The organism is Polaromonas sp. P1_F9, assembly GCF_056405615.1.
In genome coordinates, this window is record NZ_JBFUBT010000004.1 from 193,947 (window position 1) to 209,716 (window position 15,770).

At 60.1% G+C, this 15,770-nt stretch carries 15 protein-coding genes; 6 read left to right on the forward strand and 9 right to left on the reverse strand.

The annotated features are described in order from the left end of the window. Positions 1 to 17 precede the first annotated feature (17 nt). Positions 18 to 686, reverse strand: a complete 669-nt coding sequence (locus tag AC1DYR_RS12470; protein WP_477705369.1) for a PilN domain-containing protein — start codon at positions 684 to 686, stop codon at positions 18 to 20. Beyond that, positions 683 to 1,762 (reverse strand): pilus assembly protein PilM, encoded by a 1,080-nt coding sequence (locus AC1DYR_RS12475; RefSeq protein WP_477686099.1) that lies wholly within the window; start codon positions 1,760 to 1,762, stop codon positions 683 to 685. Before AC1DYR_RS12475 ends, AC1DYR_RS12470 begins: the two co-directional genes overlap by 4 nt. Before the next feature lie 268 nt (positions 1,763 to 2,030). On the opposite strand from AC1DYR_RS12475, the gene AC1DYR_RS12480 reads away from it, so the two are divergent. Further along, positions 2,031 to 4,442 carry a penicillin-binding protein 1A gene (locus AC1DYR_RS12480; protein ID WP_477705370.1) on the forward strand — a complete coding sequence of 804 codons (2,412 nt, stop codon included), beginning with the start codon at positions 2,031 to 2,033 and terminating at the stop codon, positions 4,440 to 4,442. Positions 4,443 to 4,523: 81 nt separating this feature from the next. Here the strand turns inward: AC1DYR_RS12480 and cyaY are convergent, their stop codons facing one another. Next, the gene (gene cyaY, locus AC1DYR_RS12485; RefSeq protein WP_477705371.1) at positions 4,524 to 4,874 is read right to left on the reverse strand and encodes an iron donor protein CyaY; all 351 of its coding nucleotides are present in this window, start codon (positions 4,872 to 4,874) and stop codon (positions 4,524 to 4,526) included. Positions 4,875 to 4,886: 12 nt separating this feature from the next. Here cyaY and lptM point away from each other — a divergent pair, with 12 nt between their 5' ends. Both lptM and lysA read left to right on the forward strand, forming a co-directional pair. Next, complete coding sequence (gene lptM, locus AC1DYR_RS12490) at positions 4,887 to 5,093, forward strand: LPS translocon maturation chaperone LptM (RefSeq protein WP_477705372.1); 207 nt, start codon at positions 4,887 to 4,889, stop codon at positions 5,091 to 5,093. A gap of 162 nt (positions 5,094 to 5,255) precedes the next feature. Then, the gene (gene lysA / locus AC1DYR_RS12495) at positions 5,256 to 6,539 is read left to right on the forward strand and encodes a diaminopimelate decarboxylase (RefSeq protein ID WP_477705373.1); all 1,284 of its coding nucleotides are present in this window, start codon (positions 5,256 to 5,258) and stop codon (positions 6,537 to 6,539) included. 60 nt (positions 6,540 to 6,599) lie between these two features. On the opposite strand, the gene AC1DYR_RS12500 is transcribed toward lysA, so the two are convergent. The 4 genes from AC1DYR_RS12500 to AC1DYR_RS12515 form a co-directional block, all read right to left on the reverse strand. Next, positions 6,600 to 7,259 (reverse strand): protein-methionine-sulfoxide reductase heme-binding subunit MsrQ, encoded by a 660-nt coding sequence (locus tag AC1DYR_RS12500; protein WP_477705374.1) that lies wholly within the window; start codon positions 7,257 to 7,259, stop codon positions 6,600 to 6,602. Next, entirely contained in the window at positions 7,259 to 8,257 is a 999-nt protein-coding gene (gene msrP / locus AC1DYR_RS12505; protein WP_477705375.1) for a protein-methionine-sulfoxide reductase catalytic subunit MsrP, read from the reverse strand. Before msrP ends, AC1DYR_RS12500 begins: the two co-directional genes overlap by 1 nt. A 108-nt stretch (positions 8,258 to 8,365) precedes the next feature. Further along, positions 8,366 to 9,766, reverse strand: a complete 1,401-nt coding sequence (gene ccsB / locus AC1DYR_RS12510; RefSeq protein ID WP_477705376.1) for a c-type cytochrome biogenesis protein CcsB — start codon at positions 9,764 to 9,766, stop codon at positions 8,366 to 8,368. Next, on the reverse strand, positions 9,763 to 11,982 hold the full coding sequence (locus AC1DYR_RS12515) for a cytochrome c biogenesis protein ResB (RefSeq protein ID WP_477705377.1): 2,220 nt from the start codon (positions 11,980 to 11,982) through the stop codon (positions 9,763 to 9,765). The genes ccsB and AC1DYR_RS12515 overlap by 4 nt, the downstream gene beginning before the upstream one ends. On the opposite strand from AC1DYR_RS12515, the gene AC1DYR_RS12520 reads away from it, so the two are divergent. Continuing rightward, entirely contained in the window at positions 11,981 to 12,184 is a 204-nt protein-coding gene (locus AC1DYR_RS12520; RefSeq protein ID WP_477705378.1) for a hypothetical protein, read from the forward strand. The two genes, AC1DYR_RS12515 and AC1DYR_RS12520, sit on opposite strands and share 2 nt — an antisense overlap. On the opposite strand, the gene AC1DYR_RS12525 is transcribed toward AC1DYR_RS12520, so the two are convergent. Further along, entirely contained in the window at positions 12,181 to 12,855 is a 675-nt protein-coding gene (locus AC1DYR_RS12525; protein WP_477705379.1) for a c-type cytochrome, read from the reverse strand. The genes AC1DYR_RS12520 and AC1DYR_RS12525 overlap by 4 nt on opposite strands. A gap of 209 nt (positions 12,856 to 13,064) precedes the next feature. Here AC1DYR_RS12525 and yihA point away from each other — a divergent pair, with 209 nt between their 5' ends. Together yihA and AC1DYR_RS12535 are read left to right on the forward strand one after the other, a co-directional pair. Then, positions 13,065 to 13,805, forward strand: coding sequence for a ribosome biogenesis GTP-binding protein YihA/YsxC (gene yihA, locus AC1DYR_RS12530; protein ID WP_477705380.1), 741 nt, complete (start codon positions 13,065 to 13,067; stop codon positions 13,803 to 13,805). A gap of 87 nt (positions 13,806 to 13,892) precedes the next feature. Further along, positions 13,893 to 14,804 carry an alpha/beta fold hydrolase gene (locus AC1DYR_RS12535; protein WP_477705381.1) on the forward strand — a complete coding sequence of 304 codons (912 nt, stop codon included), beginning with the start codon at positions 13,893 to 13,895 and terminating at the stop codon, positions 14,802 to 14,804. Between the two features lie 82 nt (positions 14,805 to 14,886). Here AC1DYR_RS12535 and AC1DYR_RS12540 read toward each other — a convergent pair whose 3' ends face one another. After that, positions 14,887 to 15,765: a lysophospholipid acyltransferase family protein gene (locus tag AC1DYR_RS12540; RefSeq protein ID WP_477705915.1), complete on the reverse strand. Its 879-nt coding sequence runs from the start codon at positions 15,763 to 15,765 to the stop codon at positions 14,887 to 14,889. Positions 15,766 to 15,770: the final 5 nt, after the last annotated feature.

The window sequence follows — 15,770 nt, forward strand, 5'->3', positions numbered from 1 at the left end:
AACTCGTTCATTCCGCCTCATACCTTGGCTGGCGCCGAGACGGCCGAGGCTGGCTTGGCAGCCGCCCCGGACACTACCGGTACCGCCCCTGACCCTGTCGGTGCAGAACCAGCAGTCTTCGGATCGCTGGCCCGCTTCAGCCCGACCTTCATCGAAAAATTGGATACCCTGCGCTGGTCACGTGCAGTCAAAGCCACCGTACTGGCTGTGATTTCTACGAGCTCCGGCCGTGTCAGCCACGCACTGTTGTTAGCAAGGTTGCGCAGCAGCTCCGAAACGCGTTCATTGGACTGTGCGACGCCGGTTATCAGCACCGTCTGGTTTTCCTGCCGCATGCTTGTGATGTACACACCATCCGGCAACTGCTTGACCAGTTCGCTCAGCAAATACACCGGCAGATTGCGGTTGCCCTGCAGATCTTCCACCGCATTCTGACGAGCCCTGAGTGCCGAAATCTCCGCCTGCAGCGTGGCTATATCCTTGATCTGCCCTTCCAGCCGTGTAATTTCCGTTTTCAGGAAATTGTTCTTTCCGCGCTGGCCCTCAATTTGGGCCAGGTACCAGGAATAAACGGCACCGCAAATAAGACCGCCGACCAAGGCCGCGATACCCAGCGTGGCAAAAAATACTTCGCGCCTGCGCTTGCGCGCAGCTTCGCGGTGGGGAAGCAGATTGACGAGAATCACTGCAGAAACCTCCGCAAAGCCAGACCGCAAGAGGTCAGGTAGGACGCCGCTTCGCGCCGCATTTTCTTTTCACGCACCCCATCACCGAGTTCCATTCCTTCGAAAGGATTGGCAAGCACGCAGGCAAACGAAGTCTGCTGGGTGACGGAATCGGTCAGACCCGGCAGGGCAGACGAGCCGCCGGCCAACATCACATAGTCAACCTTGTTGTGCGGCGTGCTGGTAAAGAAGAACTGCAAGGCCCGCCCGATTTCCTGTGCCATGCTCTCGACAAAAGGCTTCAGCACACCGGATTCGTAGTCTTCCGGCAAATCGCCACTGCGTTTTTTGCTTTCTGCTTCTTCGGGGGAAAAACCGTACTGCCGAATGATGAGCTGCGTCAGCTGTGCGCCACCGAAGGCCTGATCACGCTCATAAAGTACTTCGTCGTTTTTGATGACCTGCATGCTGGTCGTCAATGCACCCACTTCAAACAGGGCCACCATGGTGTCCACGCCCTTGTTGGGAAGGCTCTCAATGAGGCGGGCAGTGGCCAGGCGAGAGGCATACGACTCCACATCTATAACGATGGGCTTGAGCCCTGCAGCTTCTGCGAGGCCCTGCCTGTCCTGCACTTTTTCCTTGCGCGAAGCGGCAATCAGCACTTCAACGTCGCCGCTGGAGGTAGCGCTCGGACCCACCACGCAGAAATCGAGGCTGACTTCATCCAGCGAGAACGGAATGTATTGATTGGCTTCGGATTCGACCTGGATTTCCAGCTCTGCGTCGCTGAGACCGCCCGGGAGAATGATTTTTTTGGTAATGACCGCCGAAGCCGGCAGGGCCATCGCCACATTCTTGGTGCGGGTTCCGCTTTTTTTGACGAGCCGGCGCACCGCGTCGGCCACTTCGTCGAATTTTTCGACGTTACCATCGGTAATCCAGCCTCGTTCCAGCGGTTCGATCGCACAGCGATCCAACACCAGATTACCGGCCTTGTCACGGCTCAACTCCACCAGCTTGACACTGGATGAGCTGATATCTAAACCCAGCAAAGCGGGTTGTTGGCGGTTGAATAACGATCCCAGAGAGATCAAGGCGGTCCCCAAATGACGGCTAATATGTAGCCCTGCATACTTAAGAAATCACTTGAATAGTAGCAGTAAGCTCTTTGTGCAGTAAGGATTTTTCCTGTTTTGGACATCTGGAACGTTGTCAAAAGCAGACGGTCGTACCGGACCAGGAGTTTGCAAGGTTCCCTAAAACGTTGTCTGCAAACGTAAAAGTATGGCCCTTGCCCTGACACCCCGCACAACCCGCTTCCCGGGATTTTTATAATGGTGACGCGACTTTACGATTGTCTACATGCCCTCCACACCCACGTCTTCTGATTCAAACTCTGCCCCGGTCAAGCAAGGTCGCGCAAAGTCCCTCGTCCCCCGCTGGCTGGTCATGCTCTTTTTGTGGAGCGGCGGCCTGTTGCTGGCTGGTGTTGCCGCCGTCTTGCTGTTTGTGGCTGTAGCGCTGTCGGTTGCCTACCCCAACCTGCCGGATATCTCTGACCTGTCAGACTACCGGCCAAAGTTGCCGTTGCGGGTTTACTCCGCCGATGGGGTGGTTATTGGCGAATTCGGGGAAGAACGCCGCAGCCTCACTCCGATCAAGGACATCCCGCAGGTCATGAAGGACGCGGTGCTGGCCATCGAGGATGCCCGCTTTTTCTCGCATGGCGGCGTGGACTACCTGGGCGTGATCCGGGCCGGCTTTGCCAATGTGGGCCGGGCCAAGAGCCAGGGCGCCTCCACTATCACCATGCAGGTGGCCCGCAATGTCTATCTGTCAGCCGAGAAAAGCTATACCCGCAAGATCTATGAAATCCTGCTGACCTTCAAGCTGGAGCACCTGCTGACCAAGGACCAGATCCTTGAGATCTATATGAACCAGATTTTTCTGGGAAACCGGGCTTATGGCTTTGCCGCGGCCTCAGAGGCCTATTTCGGCAAGCCCCTGAAGAACATCTCCATCTCCGAGGCAGCCATGCTGGCGGGCCTGCCCAAGGCGCCTTCGGCCTACAACCCCATCATCAATCCCAAGCGCGCCCGGGCCCGCCAGCTCTACATCATCGAGCGGATGGAAGAAAACGGCTTCATCACCGCCGAACAGGCCAAGGCCGCCAAAGAAGAAGAGCTCAAGGTCAGGACCGGGCCCGACGCGGGCCGGGTGCACGCGGAATATGTCGCTGAAACGGTCCGCCAGCTGGTTTACAACCAGTACGGGGACGAAACCTACACCCGCGGTCTGAATGTCTATACCACCCTGCGCGCCAGCGACCAGACGGTCGCCTACAAGGCCTTGCGCAAGGGCATCATGGATTATGAGCGCCGCCAAATTTACCGGGGCCCCGAGAAGTTCATCGATCTGCCGGCCAATGCGCAGGAAACCGAAGATGCGATTGACGACGCACTGACTGACAACCCCGACAACGGAGATGTGATGTCGGCGGTCGTGCTGGAAGCCAATCCCAAGCGGATCCTGGCCATGCGCCAGAACAGCGAAACGGTTGAAATTACCGGCGATGGCCTGAAACCCGCACAGTCCGGGCTGGCCGACAAGGCAGGGCCCAACATCAAGATTCGCCGCGGCGCACTGATCCGCGTCGCGAAAACACCGAAAAACACCTGGGAAATCACCCAGCTGCCTGAAGTGGAAGGCGCTTTTGTGGCCCTTGATCCGCGCGACGGTTCCATCCGGGCGCTGGTGGGTGGGTTCGATTTCGAAAAAAACAAGTTCAACCATGTGACCCAGGCATGGCGCCAGCCGGGTTCCAGCTTCAAGCCATTTATTTACTCCGCCGCCCTCGAGAAGGGCTTTACCCCGGCGACCGTGGTGAATGATGCCCCGCTGTTCTTCGACGCCGGCGTCACTGGGGGCCAGCCCTGGGAGCCCAAAAATTACGACGGCACTTTCGACGGCCCCATGAGTCTGCGGACCGGCTTGAAGAAATCCAAGAACATGATTTCCATCCGCATACTGCAGGCTATCGGTGCCCCGTATGCACAGGACTGGATCACCCACTTCGGCTTTGAGGCCGAAAAACATCCCGCCTACCTGACGATGGCGCTGGGGGCCGGATCGGTCACCCCGATACAAATGGCCACCGCCTATTCGGTATTTGCCAATGGCGGTTACCGCGTCAATCCCTACCTGGTCACCAAAATCACCGACCAGCGCGGCAAAGTCCTGCTGGAAAGCAAGCCACCCGTGCTGGACGAATCGGCCCGGGCCATCGATGCGCGCAATGCGTTCATCATGGACAGCCTGCTGCAGGAAGTCGCACGCTCGGGTACGGCTGCCAAAGCGCAAGCCACACTCAAGCGCCCCGACCTTTTTGGCAAGACCGGTACCACCAATGACTCGATCGACACCTGGTTCGTGGGTTTCCAGCCTACTCTGACGGCGGCGGTGTGGATGGGTTACGACACGCCGAAAAAACTCGGCGACCGGGAAACCGGCGGAGGCCTGAGCCTGCCCATCTGGATCAACTTCATGGAATACGCCCTCAAGGGCGTGCCGGTGACCGAATACCCGGCGCCCGAGGGTGTCGTCAACGTTGGCGGAGAGTGGTATTACAGCGAATATGCCAAAGGCTCCGGAGTCAGTACGGTCGGTATACAACAGGACCCGGCAGCCGCCGGTACCCCGGCTGCGCCAGGGGCGATCCAGGTGCTGCCGCCTTCAGATGAGAAAAAGCGCATCCTGGATCTGTTCAAAAACTGACGTGAAGCGCATCAAAAAAGGGCTCCACGGAGCCCTTTTTTGTTTTGGTGCCAATCAAGGCACACCTGCAAGCTTCGGCAGCTACGCCTTATTGACTTCAGCCGGGGCCGCGAACACCAAGGCCTGGCCAGCCTGCTCGCTGGCATAGCGCGACAAATTGGCAAAAAACTCGCTCGAGTCCTTGGTGTCAGCCCATTGCCCGCCACTGAATTTGTAGTGGAATCCGCCGGCCTTGGACGCCATCCATATTTCCTGCAAGGGTTTTTGCAGGTTGATGATGATCTGGCTGCGGTTGGAGAAAGTCAGCGTGACCATGCCACCGGTGCGCTGGTTATCAATGTCCGCGTCGGTCTCATCATTGATACGGTCACAGGCGGTTTCAACGGCCCTGAGTGCACTCTCGGCCAGATCCTGGTATTCAAGGTCCGTCATTACAATCCCATCATGGTTTCTTCAGCTCAAATTTTAGGCCGCATCCGCCCTTCGGCCTCCCGCTATGGCCTTGCTGCAATTGTGGTCGGCGCGGCCTTGCTGGCCGGTTGTGGACAAAAAGGCCCACTTTACCTGCCAGTCCCCCCGAAGGTGCCGGCCACGGCCACCACAGCGCCGCCGGCTGCCGCGCCTGCAACGCCAGCGTCGGCCGCTCGCTGACCAGCAACCTGGCCGATTCATTGAAGATTCAGGCCATCCGGTGGCTGGGCCTTCAATCCAAAGGCGCCCGACCGTTCATGCCGTCAATCGATCATGGCGCGCAAGCCCTGCGCTCCTTAAGATAGTTGCCAATAACTCCAACCGCTTCAAAGCCCATTCTTCATGACCCGCGAACCTCTCCCCGGCCATCCCCACTTCGCTTACCGCGACACCGAGCTGTTTGTTGAAAATGTCCGGCTTCGCGACCTGGCCGCTGCACACGGCACGCCGCTGTTTGTGTATTCCAGGGCGGCCATGCTTTCGGCGCTGGCGGCTTACCAGCGTGGCTTTGCAGGGCGCAACGCGCAAATTTGCTATGCCATGAAAGCCAACTCCTCCCTCGGCATCCTGCAGGCGTTTGCCCGGGCGGGTTGCGGCTTCGACATCGTTTCGGGCGGAGAACTCAATCGCGTACTTGCCGCTGGTGGCGAGGCCCGGAAGATCATTTTTTCAGGCGTAGGCAAAACCCGCAGCGAAATGCGCCAGGCCCTGACCGCCGGTATCGGCTGCTTCAATGTCGAAAGCGAAGCCGAGCTGGATGTGCTGTCCGGGGTGGCTCTCGCCATGGACATGCGTGCGCCCGTCAGCATTCGCGTCAATCCCGATGTCGACCCCAAGACGCACCCCTACATTTCCACGGGCCTGAAAGACAACAAGTTCGGCGTGGCACACGAAGACGCGCTGCGCATCTACCGGCACGCGGCCTCACTGAAAGGTTTGCAGGTCGTCGGCATCGACTGCCACATCGGCTCGCAAATCACCGACGCCACACCGTATCTTGACGCCATGGACCGGGTGCTCGACCTGGTGGCGGCCATTGAAGCCGCGGGCATCCCGCTCGAACATATCGATTTCGGCGGTGGCCTGGGCATCAACTACAACAACGACACCCCGCCCGAAGCCGACGCGCTCTGGCAGCAGTTGCTCGCGAAGATCGACGCGCGCGGCTACGGCAGTAAAAAGCTGATGATCGAGCCGGGCCGTTCACTGGTCGGCAACGCGGGGGTTTGCCTGACGGAAGTGCTCTACGTCAAGCCGGGCGAGCACAAGAACTTCTGCATCGTCGATGCGGCGATGAACGACCTGCCGCGTCCCGCGATGTACCAGGCTTTCCACGCCATCGTGCCCGTGTTGGCCGAAGGCAAAACTGCCGAAGCGACGTATGACGTCGTGGGCCCGGTCTGCGAAAGCGGCGACTGGATAGGCCGCGACCGCGTGTTGTCCGTCGCAGCGGGTGACCAGTTGGCGGTGATGTCGGCAGGTGCGTACTGCATGAGCATGGCCAGCAACTACAACACACGCGGCCGGGCGGCTGAACTGCTGGTCGACGGCGGTGAAGTGCACCTCATACGCCGGCGGGAAACCGCTGAAGACCAGATGCGGCAGGAACAGCTGGTAACGGGTTAAGACTGGAGCCGGGCTCACCGGCCACGCGGCGGCCTCGGTAAAGTACGCATATTGCTATTATTATGATAGCTGATTGCGCACGTCGTATATGGGTTTCAGCCTCTTTTTCTTCAAGAACTGTTGCACACGCCAGCCGAGAAGTACGGCGATGATCGCAGCGTAAACGAACACTTCGGCAAAATTGTTCTTGCCGGCGCGCATCCAGAAAAAATGCAGCAGCCCCAAGCCTGCAATCAGGTAGACCAGCTTGTGCAGCCACTGCCAGCGTTTGGCACCCATGGCTTTGATGGCCGCATTGAAGGACGTCGCCGCCAGGGGTGTCAGCAACACAAAGGCCGAGAATCCGACCAGGATGAACGGCCGCTTGGCGATGTCTTTGGCAATATCGGCAAAATCAAAGCCCATGTCGAACCAGCTGTAGCTCAGCAGGTGGACGACTACATAGAAATACGCGAACAGCCCCAGCATGCGCCGAAAGCGCGCCAGTGCAGGCGTGCTGGTGATGACCCGAAGCGGCGTGACCGTCAGGACGATACAGATAAAGCGTAACGTCCAGTCACCCGTAGCGCGGATCAGCGCCTCGGCCGGATTGGCGCCGAGCTGGTTGGTAAAAGCGCCGTAGAAAAGCCAGACGAAAGGCAATAAGCAGATGGCGAAGAGAATGGGTTTAGCAGCAGGATTCAGCAGCCACTTCTGCCGCGCCGCCATGAACGCCGCCATCAGAAATTCTTCTTAAGGTCCATGCCCGCATAGAGCTGGCCCACCTGTGCTTCGTAGCCATTAAACATCAGCGTCTTGCGCTTCTTGGCAAAGAGGCCGTCTTCACCGATACGGCGTTCGGTGGCCTGGCTCCAGCGCGGGTGGTCGACGTCCGGGTTCACGTTGGAATAAAAGCCGTATTCCTGCGCAGCGGCCTTGTTCCAGGCGGTGCGCGGCTCCTTGTCGGTAAAGCGGATCTTGACGATGCTCTTGCCGCTCTTGAAGCCGTACTTCCAGGGCAGCACCATTCGCACCGGCGCACCGTTCTGGCTGGGCAGCACTTCCCCATACATGCCGAAAGCCAGCAGCGCCAGCGGGTGCATGGCTTCGTCCATGCGCAGGGCTTCCACATAAGGCCAGTCGAGCACGCGAGAGCCCACAAACGGCATGGTCTTGGGATCGGCCAGGGTGACGAATTCAACGTATTTGGCGTTGCCGAGCGGCTCGACCTTCTTGATGAGCTCCGACAGTGAATACCCCACCCACGGGATCACCATGGACCAGCCTTCCACACAACGCAGGCGGTAAATACGCTCTTCCTGCGGAGCCAGCTTGATCAGGTCTTCGAGGGTGAAGGTCTTGGGCTGTTTGACCAGGCCTTCGACAGCCACCGACCAGGGCTTGGTCACCAGCGTGTGGGCGTTCTTGGCCGGGTCGGCCTTGTCGGTGCCGAACTCGTAGTAGTTGTTGTAGGTGGAGGCGTCTTTGTAGTCGGTGATCTTTTCCATGGTGACTGCGCCAGGCACTGCCGACTTACCGCCGGCAAGAGCTGCCAGCTTCCCGGGTTTCTGCACCGTCTGCGCCATCGCCTCGCGCCCAGCCCATCCGGCCATGGCAGCGCCTGCAGCGCCAGTGGCCATCAGTTTGATGAGGTCGCGCCGGGCGTGATAAATGCCTTGTGGCGTGATCTCGCTGGGAACGGGGTGGTCGAAGCCGCTGGCGTGGGTCCTGATGAGCATGTGAGGTCCTTGAAATCCGTTTAAGGGTTAGTCTGAATACGCAGCAACTTCTTACAGGGATTCAACCCGCCGGTGAATTAACCCGACCTTACAAGGACTTGCTGCCGGCTACAAGGTTCCGTAACTATGCAAGCCCGAGAGGAACATGTTGACACCCAGGAAGGCAAAGGAAGTCACGACCAGCCCGACCAGCGCCCACCAGGCAGCGACCGTACCGCGTAGCCCTTTCATCAGCCGCATATGCAGCCAGGCCGCGTAGTTAAGCCAGACGATCAGCGCCCAGGTTTCCTTGGGGTCCCAGCTCCAGTAGCCGCCCCAGGCTTCGGCCGCCCACAAGGCACCCAGCACCGTGGCGATGGTGAAGAAGGCAAAGCCTACAGCGATGGCCTTGTACATCAGGTCGTCCATGACGACGGCATCCGGTGTGTGCGCATTAATCGCCTTGCGCGCCCAAATGACGGCCACAAAGAAGATGATGGTGGGAACGACCATGCGCAAAGCCTTACCCATGGCGGGAGCCATTTCAGCCGACCCGAAAAACATCACAGCCGTCAAAGGCAAGACAACAAGGACGGTCGGCAAGGCAACCAGGCCAATCCACAGAGATTTGCCGGTCGCGGTTTTCAGCAACATGGTCAGCGCAACCATCGCGGAGAGTGCGAAAGTCCCGTAGCCGATAAAGTTGGCCGGCACGTGCAATTTCATCCACCAGCTTTTGAGCGCAGGCACTAGCGGCTGTATCTCATGCGCTTCCCGCACAACGGTGTACCAAAGCAGAAAACCGACGGCTGCGCTGACCACCAGCATGACAAACGCCCCTAAAGTGCGCGTGTTGTACTGCGCTTCGAAATAGAGATAAAAGGTAGTGGTCAGCCAGCAGAAAAGCACGAACACTTCATACAGGTTGCTGACCGGAATGTGTCCCACATCTGCGCCTATCAGGTAACTTTCATACCAGCGCACCAGCGTACCGATCAAGGCCATGCTGACGGCGGCCCAGGCAATTTTTGAACCTACCGACTCGAGCACGGCGCTATGGCTGCTATGGCCCTGCGCATTGGTCGCGCCGCTTGCGAACATGCCCAGCCAATAAAAAATCGTGCTCATGAAGAACAGCACGCTCATCCACAAAATGGCCGACTGGCTGGAGAGAAAGTATTTGAGCCAGAACACCTGCTCGGCGCGCGCCAGGTCACCCTGGTAGGAAGCGATGCCGAGCAGTGCGAAGGCACTGACCACCATCATCAGCACCCGCAGCGGCCGCCAAAACCAGCCCATGGCGATAGCCGCCGGAATGGCCGCGAACAGGATGCCCTTTTCATAGACATCCATGAAATCACTGTAACGGGCGAAGGCATACAGAAAGCCACCGGCGACGAGCGCGGCAAACACCCAATCCAGCACATTACGCCGGGTGAAATAGCCCTCGTTCAGGCTCAGCGTGCTGTCGCCGCCCGCCTTCAGCGTGGTGGTGTTCACCGCGGTGGTGTTGATCGTGGAGGTATTCATAAAGGCGCCTGCAACAGTTTCGTTTTCAACATCTCAAACTCCTTGTCGCCGTCCATGGTCTTGCGATTGGTCGACAAGGCCATGGTGGCCTGACTGTGGTCTTCGGCCGATTCTGGCATCGAACCCGCAACATTGCCATCTTCTGCCTGATCGCCCCCTGCGCCGCGCGGCGCCAGCCAGACCCAGACGCGGCGTTCGCGCACGTAAAGCATGGCGAACACCCCCAGGATCAGGAAGGCGCAGCCCAGGTAGACGATGGTCTTGCCCGGTGCACGCGCTACCTGGAACACACTGGCCTGGACCTGGGTGAAATCTTTGAGCTCAAACGCCATGGGCGCGGGGTAAAAATTGGCATCCGACAGGCTCAGCACCATTTGCGACATGAAAGCCCGCGTCTTTTCATCCTGGCCCAGCGGCTTGAGCCCGGCCTGCTCGCGCGTCATCTGCGTCAGCTCAAACAAGGCGCCGTTGAGGATGCGGATCAGCACCTCGCCAGCGCGGTTGCGCTCGGCCTCGGGCACATTGGCTTCCATAAAATCAGAGATGGCCTGCAGGCCTGCAGCGGTTTTGGGTTTGCCAGTCAAGCCTTGCGCGGCGCCCGCTGCGTCTGCAACGTCACCGGCAAAAAGAGCCAGCGCCCGCGACGTCGATGCGGCGAGCTGCTGCATCAACTCCGGCCGCTCCGGGCCAATGGCCTGGCTCGCGTAGCGCCTGACCGCCAGCTCACGCTGCGCCGGATTGGCAAGCGCCGCGCGCAGGCGCAAAAAGGTCTCCATGCCGCCTTCGGCATCCACCGGGATCCGGAGGTACTGGAAGGGCGCGGACGGTGTCTCGCGCACACCCATCAGGTAGACCGCCGGGCTGTCTTCAGCCGGGTCCGTCTTGACCGGCAGCATGTAGTTGTGGAATTCACGGGCCTGCCCGGAAGCATCGCGCAGCTTGTAGCTCACGCTGGGGCCTACGTTGCGCAGCTCCTTTTGCGTCACGGTCTTGTTCGCCGCGCCAAGCCGTGTGTCAATCGCCTGGTGCAGGTCGACCTTGCGCACATCCGCACCGGAACCCATGCTCCCGCCCGATGCAAAATTTTCCACGTTGATGACCCGCAGCGCGGTGTATTCCAGCGTCAGCTTTTCGGCGCCTTCGCCCTGCCCGTTGGTCAGGCCGCTCGAGCCCCCGATCGTGCCCTGGATTTCAAACGGCTTGCTCGCCGCGGCCATCGGAATGGCCTTGAGCGTCACGCTGGAACCGCCGTCGTCGAAGCTCGACTGGTAAATCTCGATACCGCGGTGATTGGCCGGATGATTGACCTCTACGCGCGCCGGAATCTTCTCGCCGGTTTCCTTGTCGTGGATGATGATGTCGCTGGCAAAGAGCTTGGGCATGCCGGTCGAGTAGTACTCAACGATGAATTTCTTGAGTTCGATGGAAAACGGCAACTCCTGCAGCAATACGCCGCCGGGCTGGTTCAGTATGGCGGTGCTGGACTGCGTGCCTTCAGCCACCAGCAGGTTGGCGCGAAACGTCGGGTTTTTGTCGCTGAGCCGGTGCTGGGCCGGCACATCGGCAATCAGGCCGCCGCCGGCATAAATCGATTTGCCGTTCAGCCACATCTGCGCGCGCACGATCATGTCGCCGTCGAGCAGGCCGCCCACGCAGACCAGCACGATCGCGCTGTGCGCCGCAATGTAGCCCAGTTTGTTGGCCGCGCCTTTTTTGGCCGCCACCATCCAGCCGTTGCCGGCGCGCTGCTGCAGCTTCACCTTCCAGCCGCTTTGCACCAGCGTCTGGCCAATGCGGCGCGCAGCCGCTTCGGGTGACTCGGCCAACGCAGCCTCGGCACGGTGGCCAAAGGCCTTGAGACTTTGCTCCCGGACGTTTTCCTTGAGCTGGTTCAGGTCCGCGAAGATTTTGGGGGCGTTGCGCGCAATGCACAAAGAAGTAGAGACCACCAGAAAAGCCAGGATCAGCAGGAACCACCAGGCGCTGTACACGGTGTTGAGGCTGAGCAGGCTGAACACCTGCGCCCAGAACGGGCCGAACTGGTTCACGTAGTTGCCCAGCGGCTCCGCCTGCTTGAGCACCGTGCCAATGATCGATGCGATGCAGATCACCGTCAGCAGCGAAATGGAAAACCGCATGGACGACAGCAGCTCCACCGCCGCCCGCCAGCTGCGGGAGCCCCAATTGACCTTCATACCCTCAGTGGAAACTGTCATGCTTGAAATGGAACCTGCGGTTGGCTCAGGAAAGCCTGCGAACAAGAAAAAGAAGGGAAAAAGAAAAAAGGCGGGCTTTCATCAGAAAGACCCGCCTTGGTGTGATTGGTTTTGGAGGCTTGGGTTCAATACTGCAGGCAGCCTGCGGGTACTTTCAGCAAAAAATCACGCGCCTGCCAGTCCTTTGCTGTTCTTTGCCTAGCGCAGGCCGGCAATGTAGTCGGCCAGCGCGCGGATTTCTCGGTCGTTCAGCTTGGCGGCCACCTGGCTCATGGGCAGGCTGTTGCCGCGGCCACCGTCACGGAAAGCCGTCAACTGCGTCACTGTGTACTCAGCATGCTGGCCGCTCAGGCGGGGATATTGGGAAGGAATGCCGGCGCCGGTCGGGCTGTGGCAGCCTGCGCAGGCTGCGATCTGCCGGTCCTGCACGCCGCCGCGGTAGATCCGCTCACCGAGTGCAACCAGTTCCTTGTCTTTGGCAAAGCCGGTTTTGGCTTTCTTGGACGTCGCCCAGTAAGCGATGTTTTTCATGTCGTCGTCAGACAGTGCCGCGGCAAAGCCTTGCATGATGGGGTTCTTGCGCTTGCCGGCCTTGAACTCCTGCAGCTGCTTGACCAGGTATTCGGGGTGCTGCTGCGCCAGCTTGGGGTTGGCAGGGGTGCCGGAATTTCCGTCAGCGCCGTGGCAGCTGGCGCAAACTGCGGTGAAGCTGGCCTCGCCCTTGACCAGATCAGGCTTGGCAACCTTGGCCAGGGCTGCTGCTGCGGGAGCCGAAGCGGCGCCATGCGCAGGTGCGGCTTCGCCGGCAGCATAAGACGACACGGCAGGCACGGCCAGCAAGGCGGCCAGGAGAGAAGTAACGAACAGCTTCATATCGGGGGTTTTAATTGGTTGGCGCACAAAACTTATAACTTTCTGATTTTACAATGGCTTCAGGGCATCCCCGATTATTCGGGTCTTGCCGCGGCAACGGGCCAGCAGCTCCGCACCGCCTCAGCGCTTCCCGGGTTCCGTCCCCGAAGCCATTGCTCCCTCCAACGCATGCCGGTAGCGTGCAACCGATCTCCAGGGACCGCCCGATCATGACCTCACCCTCTCCGTCCAAACCACCTTTAGCCGCAACCGGCGCGCCCGACCCCAAAATCGCGATGGGCTGGCTGCACACTGCCAAATTCCTGACCACAGCGCCCGAGCTCAAGCACCTGCCCCGTGTCGACGTGCCCGAAATCGCCTTTGTCGGCCGTTCCAATGCCGGTAAGTCCACCTGCATCAACACGCTGACGCAGCAACACCGGCTGGCGTTTGCCTCCAAGACGCCGGGCCGCACGCAAAGCATCAACCTCTTCAGCCTGGGCAAACAGGGCGTGACCGACGCCGTGCTGGCCGACCTGCCGGGCTACGGCTATGCGGCCGTGCCCAAGGAAGCCAAGTACCGCTGGCAGCAGGTGATGGGCAACTATTTGCAGACGCGCGACAACCTCAAGGCGGTGGTGCTGCTGTGCGACCCGCGCCTGGGCCTGACCGAGCTCGACGAAATCCTGCTGGACGTGATCCGGCCGCGCGTGGAAGACGGCCTCAAGTTCCTGGTGCTGCTGACCAAGTCCGACAAACTCAACAAGACCGAAGCGGCCAAGGCGCTGTCCATTGTGCGACTGCAGGCCGGCGGCGGAGACGTCAAACTCTTTTCTTCGCTGAAGCGCCGCGGTGTCGAGGAAGTGGCCCAGCATTTGTGGGACTGGGCCCATCCAGCAGAGAAATCGGTCGAAAAGCCGGCAAAGCCTGCCAAAGCGGCGCCTGAAGAGCTGCCCGAGATCAATGACTGAGACACCTCCCCGGCGCTGAAACTTCAGGCAAATATCGACTCCAGCCCAACAGGGACAAGCGCAAGTAGCTATAAAAATAGTAGCAATATGATCGCCACCCGCTTGTACGCATTGCCCCACGGCATTACTTTGTCCTGCCGTACAACCGGTGAAAAAGGCCGCCCTGTCCTGATGTTCCTGCACGGCTTCCCGGAAGCCGCTTTTGTCTGGGATGGCTTGCTGGAACACTTTGCGCGGCCCGAAAACGGCGGCTTTCGCTGTGTGGCGCCCAACCTGCGCGGCTTTGAACATTCCAGCGCGCCGCTGGAGGCGGCCGCCTACCGGCCCAAACACCTGGTGCAGGACATCGCAGCGCTGATTGCGCTGGAAGGTGGCCAACTGGAATGCCTTGTGGCCCATGACTGGGGCGGTGCGGTGGCCTGGAACCTGGCCGCGGCTCATCCTGCGCTGATGAAAAAACTGGCCATCATCAACTCGCCGCACCCCGGCACTTTTCTGCGCGAACTGCAGCATTCGCCGGCGCAGCAAGCCGCCAGCGCCTACATGAACTTCCTGATTCGCCCCGATGCCGAAGCCTTGCTGGCCGAAGACGATTTTCGGAGGCTCTGGGATTTTTTTACCAACATGGGCGCAGCCGATGGGCCGCACGCCTGGCTGACTGAAGCCGTCAAGGACCAATACCGCGAAATCTGGCGCCAGGGCCTGACAGGCCCCTGCAATTACTACCGGGCCTCGCCCTTGCGCCCGCCCCGGCCCGGGCCGCCGCACAACGACCCGGCGGCCGCCGCAGTGAGCATTCCACGCGACATGCTGGAAGTCCACCTTCCGACGCTGGTGCTCTGGGCGCTGGACGATACGGCCTTGCCGCCCGCGCTGCTGGAAGGCCTGGGCGACTATGTACCGCAGATGGATTTACGCCGCATCGAAGGCGCAACCCACTGGATCGTGCATGAGCAGCCCACATTGGTGGCGGCGCACCTGCAGGATTTTCTGCATTAATTGCTATGTATTTGATAGCTGATCGTGCAGACTCTGCCTGGGCGGAACGCTCATTTCATTAAATTTTCGCCCCCGTCCGCCGTCAATACAGGGAGGGATCGCCTTCAGGCCGGGTTTTAAAGCGCTTGTGCACCCAGTAGTACTGGGCGGGCATGGTGTTGATGTAGTCCTGCAGCTGCGCATTCATGCGCGCGGTGTCGGCTACCGGGTCGTCGCTCGGGAAATCCGCCCAGGCCGGCAGCACTTCCACCTCATAACCCGCCGGGGTAATCCGGGGCAACAGGGGCAGCACCTTGGCGCGGCCCAGGCGTGCAAATCGCGACAGGGATGGGACCGTTGCGGTGGGTATGCCGTAAAAAGGCACGAACACTGAATCATCGGGGCCGAAGTCCATGTCGGGCAACAGGTAAAGCGGCTGCCCTTCCCGAAGCGCTGCCACAATGGGCTTGACGCCATCACCCCGGCCAAAAAGCCGCAGGTTGCCAAAACGCCGACGGCCCCGCAGTATCCAGCGGTCCACCAGTTTGTTCGACTGGTCGGTGTAAATGGTGGTCGAGGGCCGCGGCATCTGCAGCGCCACACCAGCCCATGCCGCATCCAGGCCGACGAAATGCGGCAGGAATATCACCGTGGGCTCATTGCCCTCCAGTTCCTGCACGGCACCCGTTACCCTAACGCGCCGCTGCACCCAGGCCTGGGGCGCATGCCAGAGCCACGCGCGGTCCAGCCAGGCCTGGGCAAAAAAGACAAATGTCAGCACCGTGAGGCGGCGGCGTTCTGCGGCCGGATAGCCGGGAAAACACAGCGCGAAATTGGTGGCCACCACGCGCCGCCGTGAGCCAACCACTGCGTACAAAATCCAGCCGAACAACACGCCCAGGCCACGGGTCCAGGACAGCGGCAACAGGGCCAACACCCTCATGAAAGCAATGCCGCCGCGGGTCACGATCCGGCTGGCCATCTGGC